Origin of the sequence: Pseudomonas sp. FG-3G, from assembly GCF_901007645.1 — a bacterium.
Taxonomy (GTDB): Bacteria; Pseudomonadota; Gammaproteobacteria; order Pseudomonadales; family Pseudomonadaceae; genus Aquipseudomonas; species Aquipseudomonas rhizophila.
The window spans coordinates 219,616-234,463 of sequence record NZ_CAAKGZ010000013.1; the positions used below are offsets into that span (position 1 = coordinate 219,616).

Genomic DNA, 14,848 nt, shown 5'->3' on the forward strand with positions numbered 1-14,848 from the left:
TACACCGCTATCGCGAGCAAGCCCGCTCCCGCAGGGGCGCGCATTCCTGCAATCAGCCCCCTGTCAACGCGGTGACGACCAGGTCCACATTGCTCTCCAGCTCCGCCACCGGGTCGGCGGCGTCGGTGCTCAGGACCAGTAACTGACTGCCGCCCTCAGTGATGGCTGCTTTCACGGCATTCGCGGGCTGGCGATGATGCAGCACCCGCTTCACATCGTTGTCTTTCAACGTGGCGGTCAATTGCTTGAGGGCTTCGGGTGTCCATTCGGCGTCGGGCCGGGCATCGGTGCTGATCCCGTCCAGATTCAAACCGCTGATCAAGTAGCCGAAATGCTCGCTCAGGCTGACAACGCTCAGGTTGTCGGCACTGGCCAGGCGCTTTTCACTCTCGGCGCTGAGCTTGAGCAGGCGCTGCTTGAGCGCCGCCAGGTTGGCGTCGATCTTCGGTTTGGCCGTTGGTGCCAGGCGCACCAGGTCGGCGGCGATGACATCGGCCATCCGTCCCAGATTATGGCTGGCCATCCACGGTTGGCTCGCCAGGCCATCGGCCGATCCCGATTGCACGGCGATACCGGGCAGGGCGCCGTCCACCGGGCGGGCGGCATCGACTTCGACGATGCGGATGTTGCTGCGGCGGGCCATGGGGTACAGCGGATCATCGGGCCACAACGAACGCAGCCCGATCACCGCGTCGGCATCGCTGGCCAGCTTGCTCAGGGCCGGCGCGCCACGGCCGCTGAAGTAGGCATTCTGGCGCGTCCCGGGCAGATTGGCCGGCGCGGCGCGCTCCAGGCTGACATCGGTGCCCTTGAGCAACGCTTCACCCAAGCCGTAGGTGACCGGCAACGAAGCAAGCAGGCGCACCGGTGTGCCTTCGGCGGCGAAAGAAGGGCTGTTTACCAGACCGCACAAGGCTACGGCCAATGCCAGTTGTCGCAATGAAAAAACCATTTATCCAAGATTCCCTTTGAGGCTGGGGACAACACCCCGGGCAATGGCGGCCAGGGCAAATGCGATGCCGGCCACCAGAATGATCGCGGCACCGGACGGGATCGGCAGGTCGAAGACAATCGGTGCGAGAATCCCGCACAGGGTGCTGATGGTTGCGATCAGCACGGAGCACCAGAAAAAACCTTTCAACGACTGGCTGAGCAGACGCGCCGCTGCTGCCGGAATCACCAGCAAGGCCCCCACCAGAATCGCGCCGATGACCTTTACCGCCGCCACGGTGATCAGCGTCACCAACACCACGAACAGGTAATCCAGCGTCTTGACCGCCACCCCGCGCACCGCCGCCAGTTGGGGGTTGAAACTGGCGAGCATGATGCGGTTGTACAGCGGCAACGCCAAAGCCATCACCAGTGAGCCGACCACCGCCAGCACCAGCAGGTCATTGCCATTGACCGTCAGCACCGAGCCGAACAGCACGTTTTCCAGAATGTGCACGTTGATCTTGCCCGCCAGGATCAGCAGCAGGCTGGCGCCCAGGGCCAGGGACACCGAGAGGAAAACGCCGATCAGCGTGTCCGGTGCCAGGCCGGTGCGGTTGCGCAGGTAATTGAGCAGGATGCCGAACAGCAGGCAATAGCCGAACAGGCTGCCGTAGGGCCCGGTGTAGGGTTCGCCGAGCAGGATGCCGACCGCCACGCCGGTCAGCGCCGCGTGGCCCACGGCTTCAGAGAAAAACGCGAAGCGCTTGACCACCACCAGGGTGCCGAGGCCACCCAGCACCGGGCCGATCAGCAGCCCGGCCAGCAACGCATTGACCACAAACCCGTAAGCCAGCGCTTCGGGCAGATAGCCGGACGACGCCCAACCCTGGACCATCAAACGAAAGGCTTCGTAACTCATCAGGCGGCGCTCCCGTTCGGGCGTGGATGGGTGGAAAACAGCGTCAGCAAGCGCTCCGGCGTCAGGGTCTGACGCGGCGGGCCATCGAACAGCACGCGGCGGTTCAGGCCGGTGACGCGGTCAGCCAGGCGCCCGACGGCTTCCAGGTCATGTTCGATCCACAGCACCGTGATGCCGGCCTGGCGCCAGTCTCGCAGCAGTTGTTCAAACACCTGGATGCCGGCCTCGTCCAGCGCCGACATCGGTTCATCCAGCACCAGCAGTTGCGGCGCAGGAATCAGCCCCTGGGCCAACAACACCCGCTGGCGTTCACCGCCGGACAGCGCGCCCATGCGACGCTTGCGTTTGTCCTGCATGCCGACCCGTTCCAGGGCCTGGCCGATAGCGCCGACGTAATGCTTGCTCAGGCCGAGAAAGGCCGGCCGGCGTTGGCACATCGCTGCCATGAAATCATCCACGGTCATAGGCAGGCCGCGGTCGAATTCCAAGGCTTGGGGCACATAGCCGATGACACCGGGCTCCCCCGGCCATTGCAGGCTCAAGCGTCCCTGGTGGGGCATCTGCCCGAGCAAGGTCTTGATCAGCGAACTCTTGCCTCCGCCGTTCGGACCCACCAGCGCATGAATGCTGCCCGGCTGCACCTGGAAGGCCACCGCGTCGAGAATCGTGGTGCGGCCCAGGTTCAGGCTGACATCGTCGAACTCGATCAAAGGGCCGACGTGTTGCAAGGTGAGCGTTTCCTGGACAGTCATGCGCCGGACTCCTGAATGGCCCGGACCACGGTGTCGAGGTTGCCGGTCATTTCCTTTTCGTACTTCTCGGCGCTGTAGTCGCCGTAGGAAATGTGCGAGAGCGGGTACAGTTTCACCCCCGACTCACGCTGGATGGTGTCGACGTAGGTGGACGGAAAGTCCATCTCCGAGAAGATCACTTTCACGTCCAGTTCGCGCAGTTGGTCGATGGTCTTCTTCAACTGGCTCGGGCTTGGCTCGATGCCATGGGCCGGCTCGACCACGGCGGTGACCTCCAGGCCGAATTCGCGCAGAAGGTAATCGTAGGCGGCGTGGACCGTGGCGACCCGCAACTCGGCATTGGGGGCCTGGGTCAACTTTGCCAGGGCCGCGGCACGCATTTGTCGCAGGCGCTTGCCATAGGCGCGGGCGTTCTGGGTGTATGCCTTGGCGTTGTCCGGATCAAGCTTGCCCAGTTCCCGGGCGATGTTATTGACCTGGGCAATGGAGGCACTGATGGACAGGAAGGTATGCGGGTTCACGACCTTGCCGGCGCCCCGGGCGGCGATCCCGGTGGCAGCCAGCAGCGGTACGTTTTCATTGGCTTCGATCACGTTCACGTTCGGGGTTTCGCTGGCGGCGATCATCCGGTCGGCGAAATCGTCATGGCCCACACCATTGAGCACTATCACATCGAGCCCGCTGATGCGCTTGATGTCCTCGGCACGAGGCTCGTAGGCGTGGGGGTTGAAGCCGGCCGGGATCAGCGGCACCACTTCGGCCTTGTCGCCGACGATGTTGGCCACGTAGCTGTAATAAGGATGCAGGGTGATGCCAATACGCAGGCGCTTGGCCGCTTCGGCGCTGGCCAGTGGGGTGAACAGACAGGCGAGCAGGCCGATCAGCAGGCCCAGCAAAGGGCGGCGTTGAAATGCAATAGACATGGGCAAACGGTCTTCTCTCGAATGAGGACGTGGGGTCAGTGCCGGTGCTGGCGGGTTACGCCGGCGTCGAACTGCGCGACGATCTGCTTCCAGCCGGCGGCGGACAAAGCGGTGTCGTCCAGATCGCTGGAGACGGCGACGCTGTTGCCGCGATTGAGCCAGATGTCCGGGACGGCGTCGGATGCTTCGCCGATGCGCATCAGAAATGAACCGGCGACGGATGGATTTGCACTGGCGCCGAAGTAGGCCCGGTTCTCCACCTGCTGCCAGACATGTCCGCCTCGGCTGACGGAACTGGCATCCTGAGCGAACGGGGCAAAGCCCTCTTCGGCCAGGATTTGCGGGGTGGGCAGGGACTGTTGCTCTTCGCGTAGCAGACGGATCTCATCCAGGGTCACCCGCAGGTCGGCATAGATGCCTTGCTCGGCAGCGCTGAGATCGCGGCGGGCGTCAACTTGATGGGCAGGCACCTCGCTGACGTCATGGGTTTCGCCGTGCCAGGCCACCACCGATCCGGCCACCAGAATGATGATCAGGCACAGCAGCAACACATACAGGGTTTCATGGCCGGCGCCGGCGGGACGGATCACTTGGGTGGTGGGATTGCTCATGGGGCCTCGATATCGGCTTGGTCGATTTCCACCACGTGGCCGGGGCCAGCGTCGAAGAGTACGTAGAACTCGGCGTTGGGCTTCTTGAATGTCAGCGTCGAATCGGCGCCGAGCTTGCCCGGCACCAGGATGGTTTCGTCGTAGCCGATCACATCCAGGGTCACGCCGGGCGCGCCACTGCCGTCGGAAAAACCGCCGGTGCACTGGATCTGCTCAGCGTCGATGGCCTTGCATTCACACATCGGGTTATGGGCCAGGGCGTTGCTGCTGGCACCTGCGCAGAGCAGCAGCGCCAGGCTGTTGAGATAGCCGCGGGCAGTCATGGTTGGGCTCCTTGGGTTTTCAGCCAGGCGATGGTGGCCGGCGAGGCCTGGCTCAGGGGTATGGAAGCCTGGTGCATCGAGCCGTCCCAGCCTTCAAGGGTGATCCACAGTTCGGCGTCGAGCCGGGTCTTTTGCGGCACCGGCAACAAGGCGCCCATGCGATAGGGCGAGCCGAAGAAAATCACCCCGGCGGCCCGCAGGCTGCGAGGTTTGCCGATACGTAGATAAGTAGCCTTGACCTGGCTGATGCAGCTTTGGCACAGCGCGGCGTTGAAGTGCTTCATATGGCCTGCCGGTCCATCGAGACGTGGCGCTTCGTCGCGAAACTCTGCAAGGCGCAGGCTCCAGGGGCCGACCTGGACTTCACCGACCTCCCGCTCACCCAGCCCGGCATCACCGCGGAACAACGCGGCTTCGGAGAAGTACTTGGGCATGAAACCCAGTGGGATCAGCAATAGCAGCACGTTGAGGTGAAAGCGCCATTTTTGCCAGAACACACTTAGACGCGATGGCGGCGCGGTGGTGGTGGACGGGGTCACAGGTTGCCCTCCGGCGATTCACGGTGGATGGACGGCTGCAACAACGGCGCAGTTCGAGCTTGCCGGGAAGGTTTTTGGCTGCGCTTGAAGGCATTCGCGGTAGCCAGGGCGGTGCGTTTGGTCCAGATCAGCAGTCCGCTGAGGACCATCATGCTCATGATCAAACCGAAGAAGAACCAGATGAGCTTGATCCAGAGGCCGCCGAAGTCCCCGGTGTGCAACGGACGCATGGATTCGGTGACGAATTCCAGCGCTGTGCGGTCCGACAGCAGTCGCGAGGCGGCGACCTCACCGTTATAGGGATTGATGGTGGCGGTCTGGAACATCAGCGGATACCAACCGCGTCCACCGATTTCCAAGTGGCTGTAAGCGTTGCCGGGCAGGCTGACGAAGCTGGTTTCCAGGCCAGGGATTTGCTGGCGGGCGATTTCAATCGCGCGGTCCAGGTTCAGTTGTGATGGCGCGGTACCGTCGGCTGACAGTGGGACACTTTCACGTGATACCACCGGAATGACCGGTGCGCTGGAAATGGAAATCTGGTTGTCCGACAGCAACGCCTCGATCAGGAACCAGGTGCCGGTAATGGAAATGACCGCGATGAACCAGATCGACCAGATGCCGCTGAGCCTGTGGAAATCGCCCCAGAAAATGCGTGCGCCGTGGCGGATCCGCAGGGTCGGACGGAAAAACCCCTTCCAGAAACGCTTGTAGACCACCAGCCCGGTCACCAGGGATGCCAGCAGCGGCAGGCCGAGGAGTGACACCAGGTACCATCCCCAGCTGTAACCATTGGTGAACGGTACCAGCCACCAGCCATGCAGGGCACGGGTAAAGCCTCTGAAATTGAACGTCGGCGCCGAGCCCTGGACGATGCCGCTGTATGGGTTGACGTAGATCTTGTCGGGGCGCCCGTCGGGGTAGGTCACGCCGACCTCCAGGGCAAAATGCGACTCATCCGGGCGTACGATGCTCTGCACCTGGGTTTGCGGCTGGGCTTGCTTGATGGCGGCGACGACCTGGTCGTAGCTGAGCAGCGCTGCGTCGTCCGAGGGTTTGCTGGCGCGCATCTCGGGATTGACCAGCCAGACGATCTCCTGGCTGACCACCGCCAGCGTGCCGGTGACGCAAACGATGAGGACGAAAAACCAGATGGGCAGTGCCAGCCAGCTATGAACCAGAAACCAGAGTTTGGAGCGGGATTTCTTCGACATGGTTTGAACGTCTTGATTCGATGAAAGGCTCGGTATTACGGGCTTCGTAATCCCCTGAACCCTGAAAAGCCGGTCGTGGCTTTTGCCGACGCGACCTGCTGCATCTAATTAAGACGAACGAGCAATGGAAATCCTGAAGCGAAAGATGAAAGAAAATGTTTCGCGTTTGCGAACCGGATGTATTTCCCATCCTGGCTCCAGCAAATCGGCGGGGCGGAAATGTAAAAAAACTGCGGCAAGGGGATGGGGCCCCTTGCCACAAGAGCAGGTTGGCCGTCAGCCCTGCTGTTGAAACATCTCCCTGGCCCGCTGTTCAATCTGTTCCTGAGTCAGATCCTCCTTGTGCGTAGCCAGAAACCACACATGCCCAAAGGGGTCTTTCAAGGTGCCGCTGCGATCACCATAGAACTGATCCTTGACCTCGGAAATCACCGTGCCACCAGCGGCAATCGCTTGGGCGAATGCTTTGTCCACATCTTCGACATAGAGGTGCAGGCCTACCGGCACCGATTGTTCGGGGTTACGCAACGGCCCTTGATCACAAGGCGTGCCGAGCATGATCGGGCAATCGCCAATCCGCAGCTCGGCATGACCGACGCCCCCGTCCGGCATGTCCAGGCGCATGACCTCGGTGGCATTGAAGGCTTTTTTGTAGAACTCGATGGCTTCAGCGGCTTTTTGAATGCCCAGGTAGGGCGTGATGCTATGGAAACCTTCAGGAATGGCTTTGACACCCATGACGTTTCTCCTTGTTGTTATGGGGAGGCGAAGAGGGCCTCGCCGATTTGCGCCCATCCACTATAGGACAGCGACTTGGGGGCGGCGCATGACCCGACGAACGTTTCACGGCGCGTCCAGCAGATGCGCTCCCGGCCCGCGCTTGCCCAACACATCGCCCTGGTTACGCAGCGGGCAACCTTCCATCGACAGGCAGCCGCAACCGATGCAGCCGTTGAGTCGATCGCGCAGCGCCATCAAGTGGTTGATGCGCTGATCCAGCTCGCGGCTCCACTGGGCTGAAAGGATCTTCCAGTCGTTCGCCGTTGGGGCGCGGTCGTCGGGCAAGGTTTTCAAGGCGCTGCCGATTTCGGCCAACGGAATGCCCAGGCCTTGGGCGACCTTGATCAGCGCCACACGTCGCAACACTTCCCGTGGATAGCGGCGTTGGTTGCCCTGGTTACGATTACTTTTGATCAGCCCCTTGGATTCATAGAAGTGCAGGGCAGTCACGGCCACGCCACTGCGGGCGGCCACTTGGCCGACGGTGAGTTCCTTGTGGACGTTTATCTGTGTCATCGCCTGCATTCTCTGCTTGACCTTGAGTTAACTAGAGGTTTTACCCTGCACGCCATCGGACCGCAAGATCCGCCCTACGTACAGCGAGGACCTTTCATGCAATCACCAAGGAACAATCAGAGTTTTACCCAGTTGATGGAGTTCGACATCGAACCTCAATGGCAACAGGCGCTGGTGACGGCCCTGTCAGAGCAGACCGAGCGGCTGGCCCGGGGGCATGCAGGATTTCTGAGTGCCAGTATCCAGGTCAGCGAGGACGGACGACGGGTTCTCAACTATTTGCATTGGCAAAACCGCGAGGCGGGCGAAGCGGCGTTTCAGAGTTTCGAGCGTGGTGAGCAGGATTTCTGGCGGCTGATCCAGGCCCACAGGGCCAAGGCCGTGACATTCGGCTCGTTCCAGGTGTTGCGCAACATCGAACGCAGTGCCGACAACGCCCTGCATTGCCAGTTGGTCGGTTAAGCGCAGCGGACGATCCGAGCCAGCAATACCCACTATCAAACGGGTTGATTTCTGCCGCGTGAAGGCGGCGGGTAGCCTTTGTTCATCGCCCCACTTCAGAACATTGGATACCTGCCATGAATCGGACTTTTGCTGTTTTGCTGCTGTTAACGGCCACTGTGTTGAGCGGCTGCGCCTCTTCGTCGCCGGAGTTGCGCCCCTACACCGCCGAAGAAACCCGTGAACTGGCCCTTGAAGCCTTGAATCGCCGGGGCCTGTCGTTTGAGGAATATCACGCGAAAAAAGCCGAGTTGCTCGGTCCTTCGCAGAAAAACGTGGGATTCGACGACCAGGGGCAAATGAGCGCCGAGCGAGCCATGAAGCGGTCGGGGCGGCCGAGCTGAGGACTGTACTGCTCGAAGTTTTGCCTAACTGTCCATGGGTTTGGCTCAGGACGTGGGGTAGGGTCATGACTTGACTGACCGTCCCATTGGATATGCCTGCCATGACCCTTTCGCTTGACCTGTTGCTGGGCTTCGCCCTGTTTGCCCTGGTGACCTCTATCACCCCCGGTCCCAACAACACCATGTTGTTGGCCTCGGGCGTCAATTTCGGTTTCAACCGCACGATTCCTCACATGCTGGGCATCACCTGCGGCTTCTTTTCCCTGGTGCTGGCGGTGGGGCTTGGCCTGGGCGCGGTGTTCCAGACCTACCCTCTGCTCTACACCGTACTGCGCTACGTGGGTGCGACCTACCTGTTGTACCTGGCGTGGAAAATCGCCCACTCCGGGCCGGTCTCTGAAAACCGGCCAGGGGACAGCACGCCCATCAGCTATTGGGGCGCGGCGGCGTTTCAGTGGGTCAATCCCAAGGCCTGGATCATGGCCATCGGCGCCATCAGCACCTACACGCCGCTTCAAGGTTATTTCTTCAATGTGGTGGTTATCGCCGCGGTGTTTGCCCTGATCAACCTGCCGAGCGTAAGCCTGTGGGTGGTGTGCGGCAGTCTGTTACGCAATCTTTTGCGTGATCGTCGCTGGCTGCGCCTGTTCAACTGGGGGATGGCGCTGTTGTTGGTCGCCTCGTTGTATCCGTTGCTGCTCGAAAGCATCGGCTAAGGGCTGAGCTTGAGGCGGATGCCTGTTAAGCTCGCTGATCAGTCGCTGTGGTTGATATCCAGAGCCCTTGGTGCAAGCGAACAACACTATTTTACGAGCAGGAGAAACGATGAGTACCGAGCCTTTGACCCATGGACTGGTTCCCCAGCGCCTGGCCCGAATCCGCCAATTGATGAATCGCGAAGGCATTCACGCATTGCTGGTGCCATCGGCCGACCCGCATCTGTCGGAATACCTGCCGGGCTATTGGCAAGGACGGCAATGGCTGTCGGGGTTTCATGGCTCGGTTGGGACTCTGATCGTCACGGCGGACTTCGCGGGCGTCTGGGCGGACAGCCGTTATTGGGAGCAGGCCACCAAGGAGCTTGAAGGCAGCGGTATTGAACTGGTCAAGCTCATTCCCGGTCAGGCTGGCCCGCTGGATTGGCTGGCCGAACAGACGCCTGAAGGCGCAGCGGTGGCGGTTGATGGCGCGGTCATGGCTGTGGCCTCGGCCCGGACCCTGAGCGACAAGCTTGAGGCCCGCGGGGCGCGGTTGCGCACCGACATGGATCTGCTCAAGGAGGCCTGGAGCGACCGCCCAAGCTTGCCGAGCCAACCGGTTTATGCCCATCTGCCACCGCAGGCGACCGTCAGCCGGGTCGAGAAACTCGCCAAGCTGCGGGAAACCCTCAAGGAGCGCGGTGCCCAGTGGCATTTCATCGCCACGCTGGATGACATCGCCTGGCTGTTCAACTTGCGCGGTGCGGATGTGTCGTTCAACCCGGTATTCGTTTCCTTTGCCTTGATCAGCCAGCAACAGGCAACGTTGTTCGTGGCCCTGGATAAGGTCGATGCGTCGCTGCGTGCCGTTCTTGAACAGGACGGCGTGACCCTGCGTGATTACAGCGAAGCGGCGGCCGCATTGCGGGAAGTGCCCAGTGGCGCGAGCCTGCAGATCGATCCGGCGCGGGTCACGGTCGGTTTGCTGGATAATCTGGACAGTGGCGTGAAGCTGGTCGAGGGACTCAACCCTACGACGCTGGCCAAGTCTCGCAAAAGCCTGGCCGACGCCGAGCACATTCGTCGGGCCATGGAGCAGGACGGTGCGGCGCTTTGCGAGTTCTTTGCCTGGCTGGAAAGCGCCTGGGGTCGCGAGCGCATTACCGAACTGACCATCGATGAGCACCTGACCGCCGCCCGTACACGCCGGCCGGAATTTGTCTCACTGAGCTTCAATACAATTGCCGCGTTCAACGCCAACGGCGCGATGCCCCATTACCACGCCACGGAGCAAGCCCACGCGGTCATCGAGGGCGATGGCTTGCTGCTGATCGATTCTGGCGGCCAATACCTGGGTGGTACCACCGATATCACCCGTATGGTGCCAGTCGGAACGCCTACCGTGGAGCAGAAGCGGGATTGCACTCGCGTGCTCAAGGGCGTGATTGCCTTGTCTCGCGCCAAATTTCCACGGGGCATTCTGTCGCCCTTGCTGGACGCCATCGCTCGCGCGCCGATCTGGGCCGAGCAGGTGGACTACGGTCATGGCACTGGCCACGGCGTCGGTTACTTTCTCAACGTTCATGAAGGCCCGCAGGTGATTGCCTATCAGGCCGCCGCCGCGCCGCAAACAGCGATGCAGGCGGGCATGATCACCTCTATCGAACCGGGCACTTATCGTCCGGGCCGTTGGGGGGTACGCATCGAGAACCTGGTGCTGAATCGCGAGGCGGGGAGCAGCGAGTTCGGCGACTTCCTCGAGTTCGAAACCCTGACCCTGTGCCCGATCGACACGCGTTGCCTGGAGCCGTCCTTGCTGACCCAGGACGAAAAAGACTGGTTCAACGCCTACCATGCCGAGGTTCAGCGTCGATTGAGCCCGTTGCTGGAAGGCGACGCGCTGCAATGGCTGAACACGCGGACGCAGGCGATCTGACGTAAGGCATCAGCCCAGGGCTTCACGGACGAAGTCCAGCCGATCCTGGCCGAAGAACAGCTCGTCGCCGACGAACATGCTCGGGGCGCCGAACACGCCCCGTTTAATCGCTTCTTCGGTGGTGATCTTGAGTGCTTCCTTGACCTGCTCGTTGCTCGTCAGGACCAGCACATGATCGGGATCAAAATGGCCTTGGCTCAAAACCTCCGCGACTGTTGCCGGGTCGTTGAGGTTGCGGCCGTCCACCCACAGGGCGCGAAACAGGCAATCGATGAAGGCCTCGAATCGTTCGGGATGGTGCAGTTGCATGCCGGTCACGGCGCGCATCAGTAACAGCGTATTGATCGGGAAGTGCGGATTGAGCTTGAAGTCAACGCCGTAGCGGTTGGCGAAGCGATTCAAATCCTTGAATAGATAAGGCCCCTTGGCCGGCACGGTAACCGGTGACGCATTGCCGGTCGCTTTGAAGACGCCACCAAGCAGCATCGGACGGTAGATCAACTGACTGTTGGTTTGCGCGCACAGGGTCGGTAGTTGGGTATAGGCCAGGTAGGTGGTCGGGCTGCCGAGGTCGAAGAAAAACTCCACGGATTTGCTCATGGTATCTGCGCTCTTGTTATTGTGAGGGGGGGCGGTTTACCAGCGTTCGCTCCAGGGCCGCAGGTCCAGCTCGAAGGTCCAGGCGTCGCGGGGTTGGGCGTGCAGATACCAATAGTTGTCGGCGATGTGTTCGGGGTTGAGAATGCCGTCCGCATCCTTGGTTGCATATTTTTCCGGAAAGTTATCGCGGATGAAGTCGGTGTCGATGGCGCCATCCACCACCACATGGGCCACATGAATATTCATCGGCCCCAGTTCACGGGCCATGCTTTGGGCCAATGCGCGGATGCCATGTTTGGCCCCAGCGAAGGCGGCGAACCCTGAAGCCCCGCGCAGTCCTGCTGTGGCGCCGGTGAACAGAATCGTTCCGCGCTGGCGCGAGGCCATGCGTTTGGCCACTTCCCGAGCATTGAGAAAACCGGAAAAACAGGCCATCTCCCAAATCTTGAAATATTTGCGCGCGGTCTCTTCAAGGATGCTGCAGGGCACGTTGGCGCCGATGTTGAATACAAAGGCTTCAATCGGACCGATCTGGCTTTCGATTTGCTCGATCAGCGCGACCACCTCGTCTTCCTTGCGCGCGTCACAGGCAAAACCATGCGCATCACCGCCCTGATCCCGAATTGAATCGACCAATGGCGCGAGTTTGTCAGCGCTGCGGCGGGTAACACAGGCCACGAAACCTTCCTGCGCAAAACGTTTGGCTATTGCGCCACCGGTGGCATCGCCTGCGCCAACAACCAGTACGACCTTCTTGTTATTCATGATTAGCCTCATTGGTAAACGATCGTTAGCTAAACGGACGTTATGCTAAGATCCGGCAAGCGTCAAGGTGGGCAATCAGAGGCCAGATATATGCGTTATTCAGCCAATCACAAATTGGAGACCCGAGAGAAACTGCTCGCCAGCAGTGCCATGTCCGCCAAGAAATCGGGGTTTTCCACTGTCGGTGTCGATGGCCTGATGAAGGCGATCGGCTTGAGCGGCGGGGCGTTCTACAGTCACTTCTCATCCAAGGATGAGCTTTTCAAGACGATCGTCGAGCGAGAGTTGGCGCAAAGCCTGGAGCGCTTGAGCGGTGAGAATGTTCTGGACTCACAAAAACTGGAGCGATGTCTCAAGCAGTACCTGAGCATGAGCCACGTCGAACAGCCGGAGGCGGGTTGTGCGCTGCCGGTGTTGGGCGCTGAGATCGCGCGGTCCGATGTGCAGGTGAGGGAGGCGGCGCAAACATGGATCTGTCGTTTGCATGAAAGCTGGGCGCGGATATTGGGAAGCGAAAGCCTGTCTTGGGCCATTCTGTCGCAATGCGTGGGCGCGTTGGTTGTCGCCCGCATGCTGGCCACGCCAGAGATCCAGCGTGATGTCCTCAAGTCCAGTCATGATGAGATCAGTCGTCGAATAGCCCAGCAGCGGCCCGACTGACCCGCTGCCTATTTACAGATGACGATCATGCTGCGACTGGTATAGCCGGCGGGGTTGAGTCCGAAAGGATAATCCCCCGGCTCCTCGACAGCGTCGCCCGACTTTGCGATCACCCTGTAACCTTTGGGGGCGCATGAATTGGCGGCGCTGGCGGCGCATTGTTCCCAGGACGAGGACAAGCCGGAGCAGTTGATGTGCAAACCCTTTTTACCGCGTTTGACTTCAGTCTTTGTTGTCGCTGCGCAGCCCGCAATTGCAAGCACAACGATCAATATCAAAATTCGTTTCATTCCCGTCCTTATCACCGCCGCGGATCTTATGTCTGCGTGCGATTGTGTTCGCTTTTGCTTTAAGCGTTCGTGACGTCCTGTATGAAAATTCCATGTCTGACATTAGGTTACGGGCTAAACATGGCCTAAATGTGCGGTAAATACCAGAGCTTCGTTAAATCCGGCGTCAATCAACTGCGATGGCGGGCTTCGCGGCGCTACCCATCGTCAGCGTTGCTCCGACTGACGCCAGGATGATGCAGCCAATGGCGGCCCACTGAGCCAGGGATAAGTACTCCTGAAGAAACACCAGTCCTGACAGTGCACCGAAGGCAGGTTCTATGCTCATGAGTGTGCCGAAAGTACGGGCTGGCATTCGTGTGAGGGAGATCATCTCCAGCGTGTAGGGCAGGGCAGTGGACAGAATGGCGACGCCAATGGCGATCGGAATCAGGCTCGGCGTCAGTAATGCGGTCCCTGCGTGGACGATACCGATAGGCGCGACGAAGAGGGCCGCGATCATGACCCCCAGTGCGGCGGTTTGCACGCCGTTGTCCGCGCCGGCCTTCTGGCCAAACAGGATGTACAGTGCCCAGCAGAATCCCGCACCCAGGGCATAACCGGCACCGACCAGATCGATACCGCTGCTGGTGGCTCCAGTGGGTATCAATAGAAGCAGGCCGGTGATCGCCAGGGCAATCCAGAGAAAATCGATGGCTCGCCGCGAAGCGTAAATGGCAACCGCCAGAGGGCCGGTAAATTCCAGTGCCACGGCAATTCCCAGCGGAACCGTTTGCAGCGACATATAGAAAAGAAAGTTCATGCCGCCCAACGCCATTCCGTAAACGATCACGGTGCGCAGGGATTGAGCTGAGAGTTTGGCGCGCCATGGCCGCAGCAACAACAGCATGATGAGGCTGGCAAAGATAAGCCGCAGCGTCGTGGTGCCTTGTGCGCCCACAACCGGGAACATGCTTTTGGCAAGTGAAGCTCCCGACTGGATGGATGCCATGGCAATCAATAGAAGGGCGACCGGGTAAAGAGTGGTTGCCAGGCTGCGATGTGGGAGAGTCATTGCTAAGCGTCGTCCAAGATAAAAGCGGGGGGAAGGCTGGTTTGCGCAATATACTGCGCAATCGCAGCGATTCCGTCTATATATAAGGAGGATTTCAGCGAGGTGCTTCTGGCTGGATAGAAAAATCAAATTAAGGGTTGACGGCAAATTCTGGAAGTCTATAATTCGCCCCACTTCCGGCGCAGTCGAAACGGAAAACTCCTTGAGTTTCAACGAGTTAAACGATTTTCGGCAGCGCAGGGCTTCAGGTCATCGAAGCTTGGGAAGCAGTTAGTGGGGCGGTTTTCCTGGCTCCGTTAACGGTTCGATCTTCTCAATCGAAAGCGTCAAAAAGAGGTGTTGACAGCAGCGAGTAACGCTGTAGAATTCGCCTCCCGCTAACGAGAGATCGGAAGCGCAAGTGGTTGAAGTTGCAGAGGAAACTTTGAAAGCTTCTTAAAATAACCGCTTGACAGATACACCGGGCGCTGTAGAATGCGCGCCTCGGTTGAGA

The 14,848-nt window shown here is 60.2% G+C and carries 19 protein-coding genes; 5 read left to right on the forward strand and 14 right to left on the reverse strand.

Going from position 1 to position 14,848, the window contains the following annotated elements; translation table 11 throughout:
- Positions 1-52: 52 nt before the first annotated feature.
- From PSEUDOMOFG3G_RS07110 to soxR, 10 genes are all read right to left on the reverse strand, one after another.
- Positions 53-952, reverse strand: a complete 900-nt coding sequence (locus tag PSEUDOMOFG3G_RS07110; protein ID WP_139049501.1) for a metal ABC transporter solute-binding protein, Zn/Mn family — start codon at positions 950-952, stop codon at positions 53-55.
- A complete protein-coding gene (locus PSEUDOMOFG3G_RS07115) occupies positions 953-1,852 on the reverse strand; it encodes a metal ABC transporter permease (RefSeq protein WP_139049502.1) in 900 nt (299 codons plus the stop codon).
- The gene (locus tag PSEUDOMOFG3G_RS07120; RefSeq protein ID WP_107322051.1) at positions 1,852-2,604 is read right to left on the reverse strand and encodes a metal ABC transporter ATP-binding protein; all 753 of its coding nucleotides are present in this window, start codon (positions 2,602-2,604) and stop codon (positions 1,852-1,854) included. Before PSEUDOMOFG3G_RS07120 ends, PSEUDOMOFG3G_RS07115 begins: the two co-directional genes overlap by 1 nt.
- Complete coding sequence (locus tag PSEUDOMOFG3G_RS07125) at positions 2,601-3,527, reverse strand: metal ABC transporter substrate-binding protein (protein WP_047228285.1); 927 nt, start codon at positions 3,525-3,527, stop codon at positions 2,601-2,603. Before PSEUDOMOFG3G_RS07125 ends, PSEUDOMOFG3G_RS07120 begins: the two co-directional genes overlap by 4 nt.
- Before the next feature lie 35 nt (positions 3,528-3,562).
- Positions 3,563-4,138, reverse strand: a complete 576-nt coding sequence (locus PSEUDOMOFG3G_RS07130) for a DUF6162 family protein (protein ID WP_139049503.1) — start codon at positions 4,136-4,138, stop codon at positions 3,563-3,565.
- A complete protein-coding gene (locus tag PSEUDOMOFG3G_RS07135; protein ID WP_139049504.1) occupies positions 4,135-4,461 on the reverse strand; it encodes a hypothetical protein in 327 nt (108 codons plus the stop codon). The genes PSEUDOMOFG3G_RS07130 and PSEUDOMOFG3G_RS07135 overlap by 4 nt, the downstream gene beginning before the upstream one ends.
- Positions 4,458-5,000: a thiamine pyrophosphate-binding protein gene (locus PSEUDOMOFG3G_RS07140; protein ID WP_076383866.1), complete on the reverse strand. Its 543-nt coding sequence runs from the start codon at positions 4,998-5,000 to the stop codon at positions 4,458-4,460. Before PSEUDOMOFG3G_RS07140 ends, PSEUDOMOFG3G_RS07135 begins: the two co-directional genes overlap by 4 nt.
- Entirely contained in the window at positions 4,997-6,211 is a 1,215-nt protein-coding gene (locus PSEUDOMOFG3G_RS07145) for a PepSY domain-containing protein (RefSeq protein WP_047228289.1), read from the reverse strand. The genes PSEUDOMOFG3G_RS07140 and PSEUDOMOFG3G_RS07145 overlap by 4 nt, the downstream gene beginning before the upstream one ends.
- Before the next feature lie 276 nt (positions 6,212-6,487).
- Positions 6,488-6,949 carry a VOC family protein gene (locus PSEUDOMOFG3G_RS07150; RefSeq protein ID WP_047228290.1) on the reverse strand — a complete coding sequence of 154 codons (462 nt, stop codon included), beginning with the start codon at positions 6,947-6,949 and terminating at the stop codon, positions 6,488-6,490.
- Between the two features lie 105 nt (positions 6,950-7,054).
- Positions 7,055-7,507 carry a redox-sensitive transcriptional activator SoxR gene (gene soxR / locus PSEUDOMOFG3G_RS07155; protein WP_139049505.1) on the reverse strand — a complete coding sequence of 151 codons (453 nt, stop codon included), beginning with the start codon at positions 7,505-7,507 and terminating at the stop codon, positions 7,055-7,057.
- A 96-nt stretch (positions 7,508-7,603) separates the two neighbouring features.
- Here soxR and PSEUDOMOFG3G_RS07160 point away from each other — a divergent pair, with 96 nt between their 5' ends.
- From PSEUDOMOFG3G_RS07160 to PSEUDOMOFG3G_RS07175, 4 genes are all read left to right on the forward strand, one after another.
- Positions 7,604-7,969: an antibiotic biosynthesis monooxygenase gene (locus PSEUDOMOFG3G_RS07160; protein WP_047228291.1), complete on the forward strand. Its 366-nt coding sequence runs from the start codon at positions 7,604-7,606 to the stop codon at positions 7,967-7,969.
- A 116-nt stretch (positions 7,970-8,085) separates the two neighbouring features.
- A complete protein-coding gene (locus PSEUDOMOFG3G_RS07165) occupies positions 8,086-8,352 on the forward strand; it encodes a hypothetical protein (RefSeq protein WP_047228292.1) in 267 nt (88 codons plus the stop codon).
- A 101-nt stretch (positions 8,353-8,453) separates the two neighbouring features.
- Entirely contained in the window at positions 8,454-9,068 is a 615-nt protein-coding gene (locus tag PSEUDOMOFG3G_RS07170) for a LysE family translocator (RefSeq protein WP_047228293.1), read from the forward strand.
- 109 nt (positions 9,069-9,177) lie between these two features.
- Entirely contained in the window at positions 9,178-10,986 is a 1,809-nt protein-coding gene (locus PSEUDOMOFG3G_RS07175; protein ID WP_139049506.1) for an aminopeptidase P family protein, read from the forward strand.
- A 9-nt stretch (positions 10,987-10,995) separates the two neighbouring features.
- Here the strand turns inward: PSEUDOMOFG3G_RS07175 and PSEUDOMOFG3G_RS07180 are convergent, their stop codons facing one another.
- Positions 10,996-11,586, reverse strand: a complete 591-nt coding sequence (locus tag PSEUDOMOFG3G_RS07180) for a 2-hydroxychromene-2-carboxylate isomerase (protein ID WP_139049507.1) — start codon at positions 11,584-11,586, stop codon at positions 10,996-10,998.
- Positions 11,587-11,622: 36 nt separating this feature from the next.
- Positions 11,623-12,351, reverse strand: a complete 729-nt coding sequence (locus PSEUDOMOFG3G_RS07185) for an SDR family oxidoreductase (protein WP_139049508.1) — start codon at positions 12,349-12,351, stop codon at positions 11,623-11,625.
- A 90-nt stretch (positions 12,352-12,441) separates the two neighbouring features.
- On the opposite strand from PSEUDOMOFG3G_RS07185, the gene PSEUDOMOFG3G_RS07190 reads away from it, so the two are divergent.
- On the forward strand, positions 12,442-13,011 hold the full coding sequence (locus tag PSEUDOMOFG3G_RS07190; RefSeq protein ID WP_139049509.1) for a TetR/AcrR family transcriptional regulator: 570 nt from the start codon (positions 12,442-12,444) through the stop codon (positions 13,009-13,011).
- 8 nt (positions 13,012-13,019) lie between these two features.
- Here the strand turns inward: PSEUDOMOFG3G_RS07190 and PSEUDOMOFG3G_RS07195 are convergent, their stop codons facing one another.
- Both PSEUDOMOFG3G_RS07195 and rhtA read right to left on the reverse strand, forming a co-directional pair.
- Complete coding sequence (locus PSEUDOMOFG3G_RS07195; RefSeq protein ID WP_047228298.1) at positions 13,020-13,301, reverse strand: hypothetical protein; 282 nt, start codon at positions 13,299-13,301, stop codon at positions 13,020-13,022.
- 166 nt (positions 13,302-13,467) lie between these two features.
- Entirely contained in the window at positions 13,468-14,355 is an 888-nt protein-coding gene (rhtA, locus tag PSEUDOMOFG3G_RS07200; RefSeq protein ID WP_139049510.1) for a threonine/homoserine exporter RhtA, read from the reverse strand.
- Between the last annotated feature and the right edge of the window lie 493 nt (positions 14,356-14,848).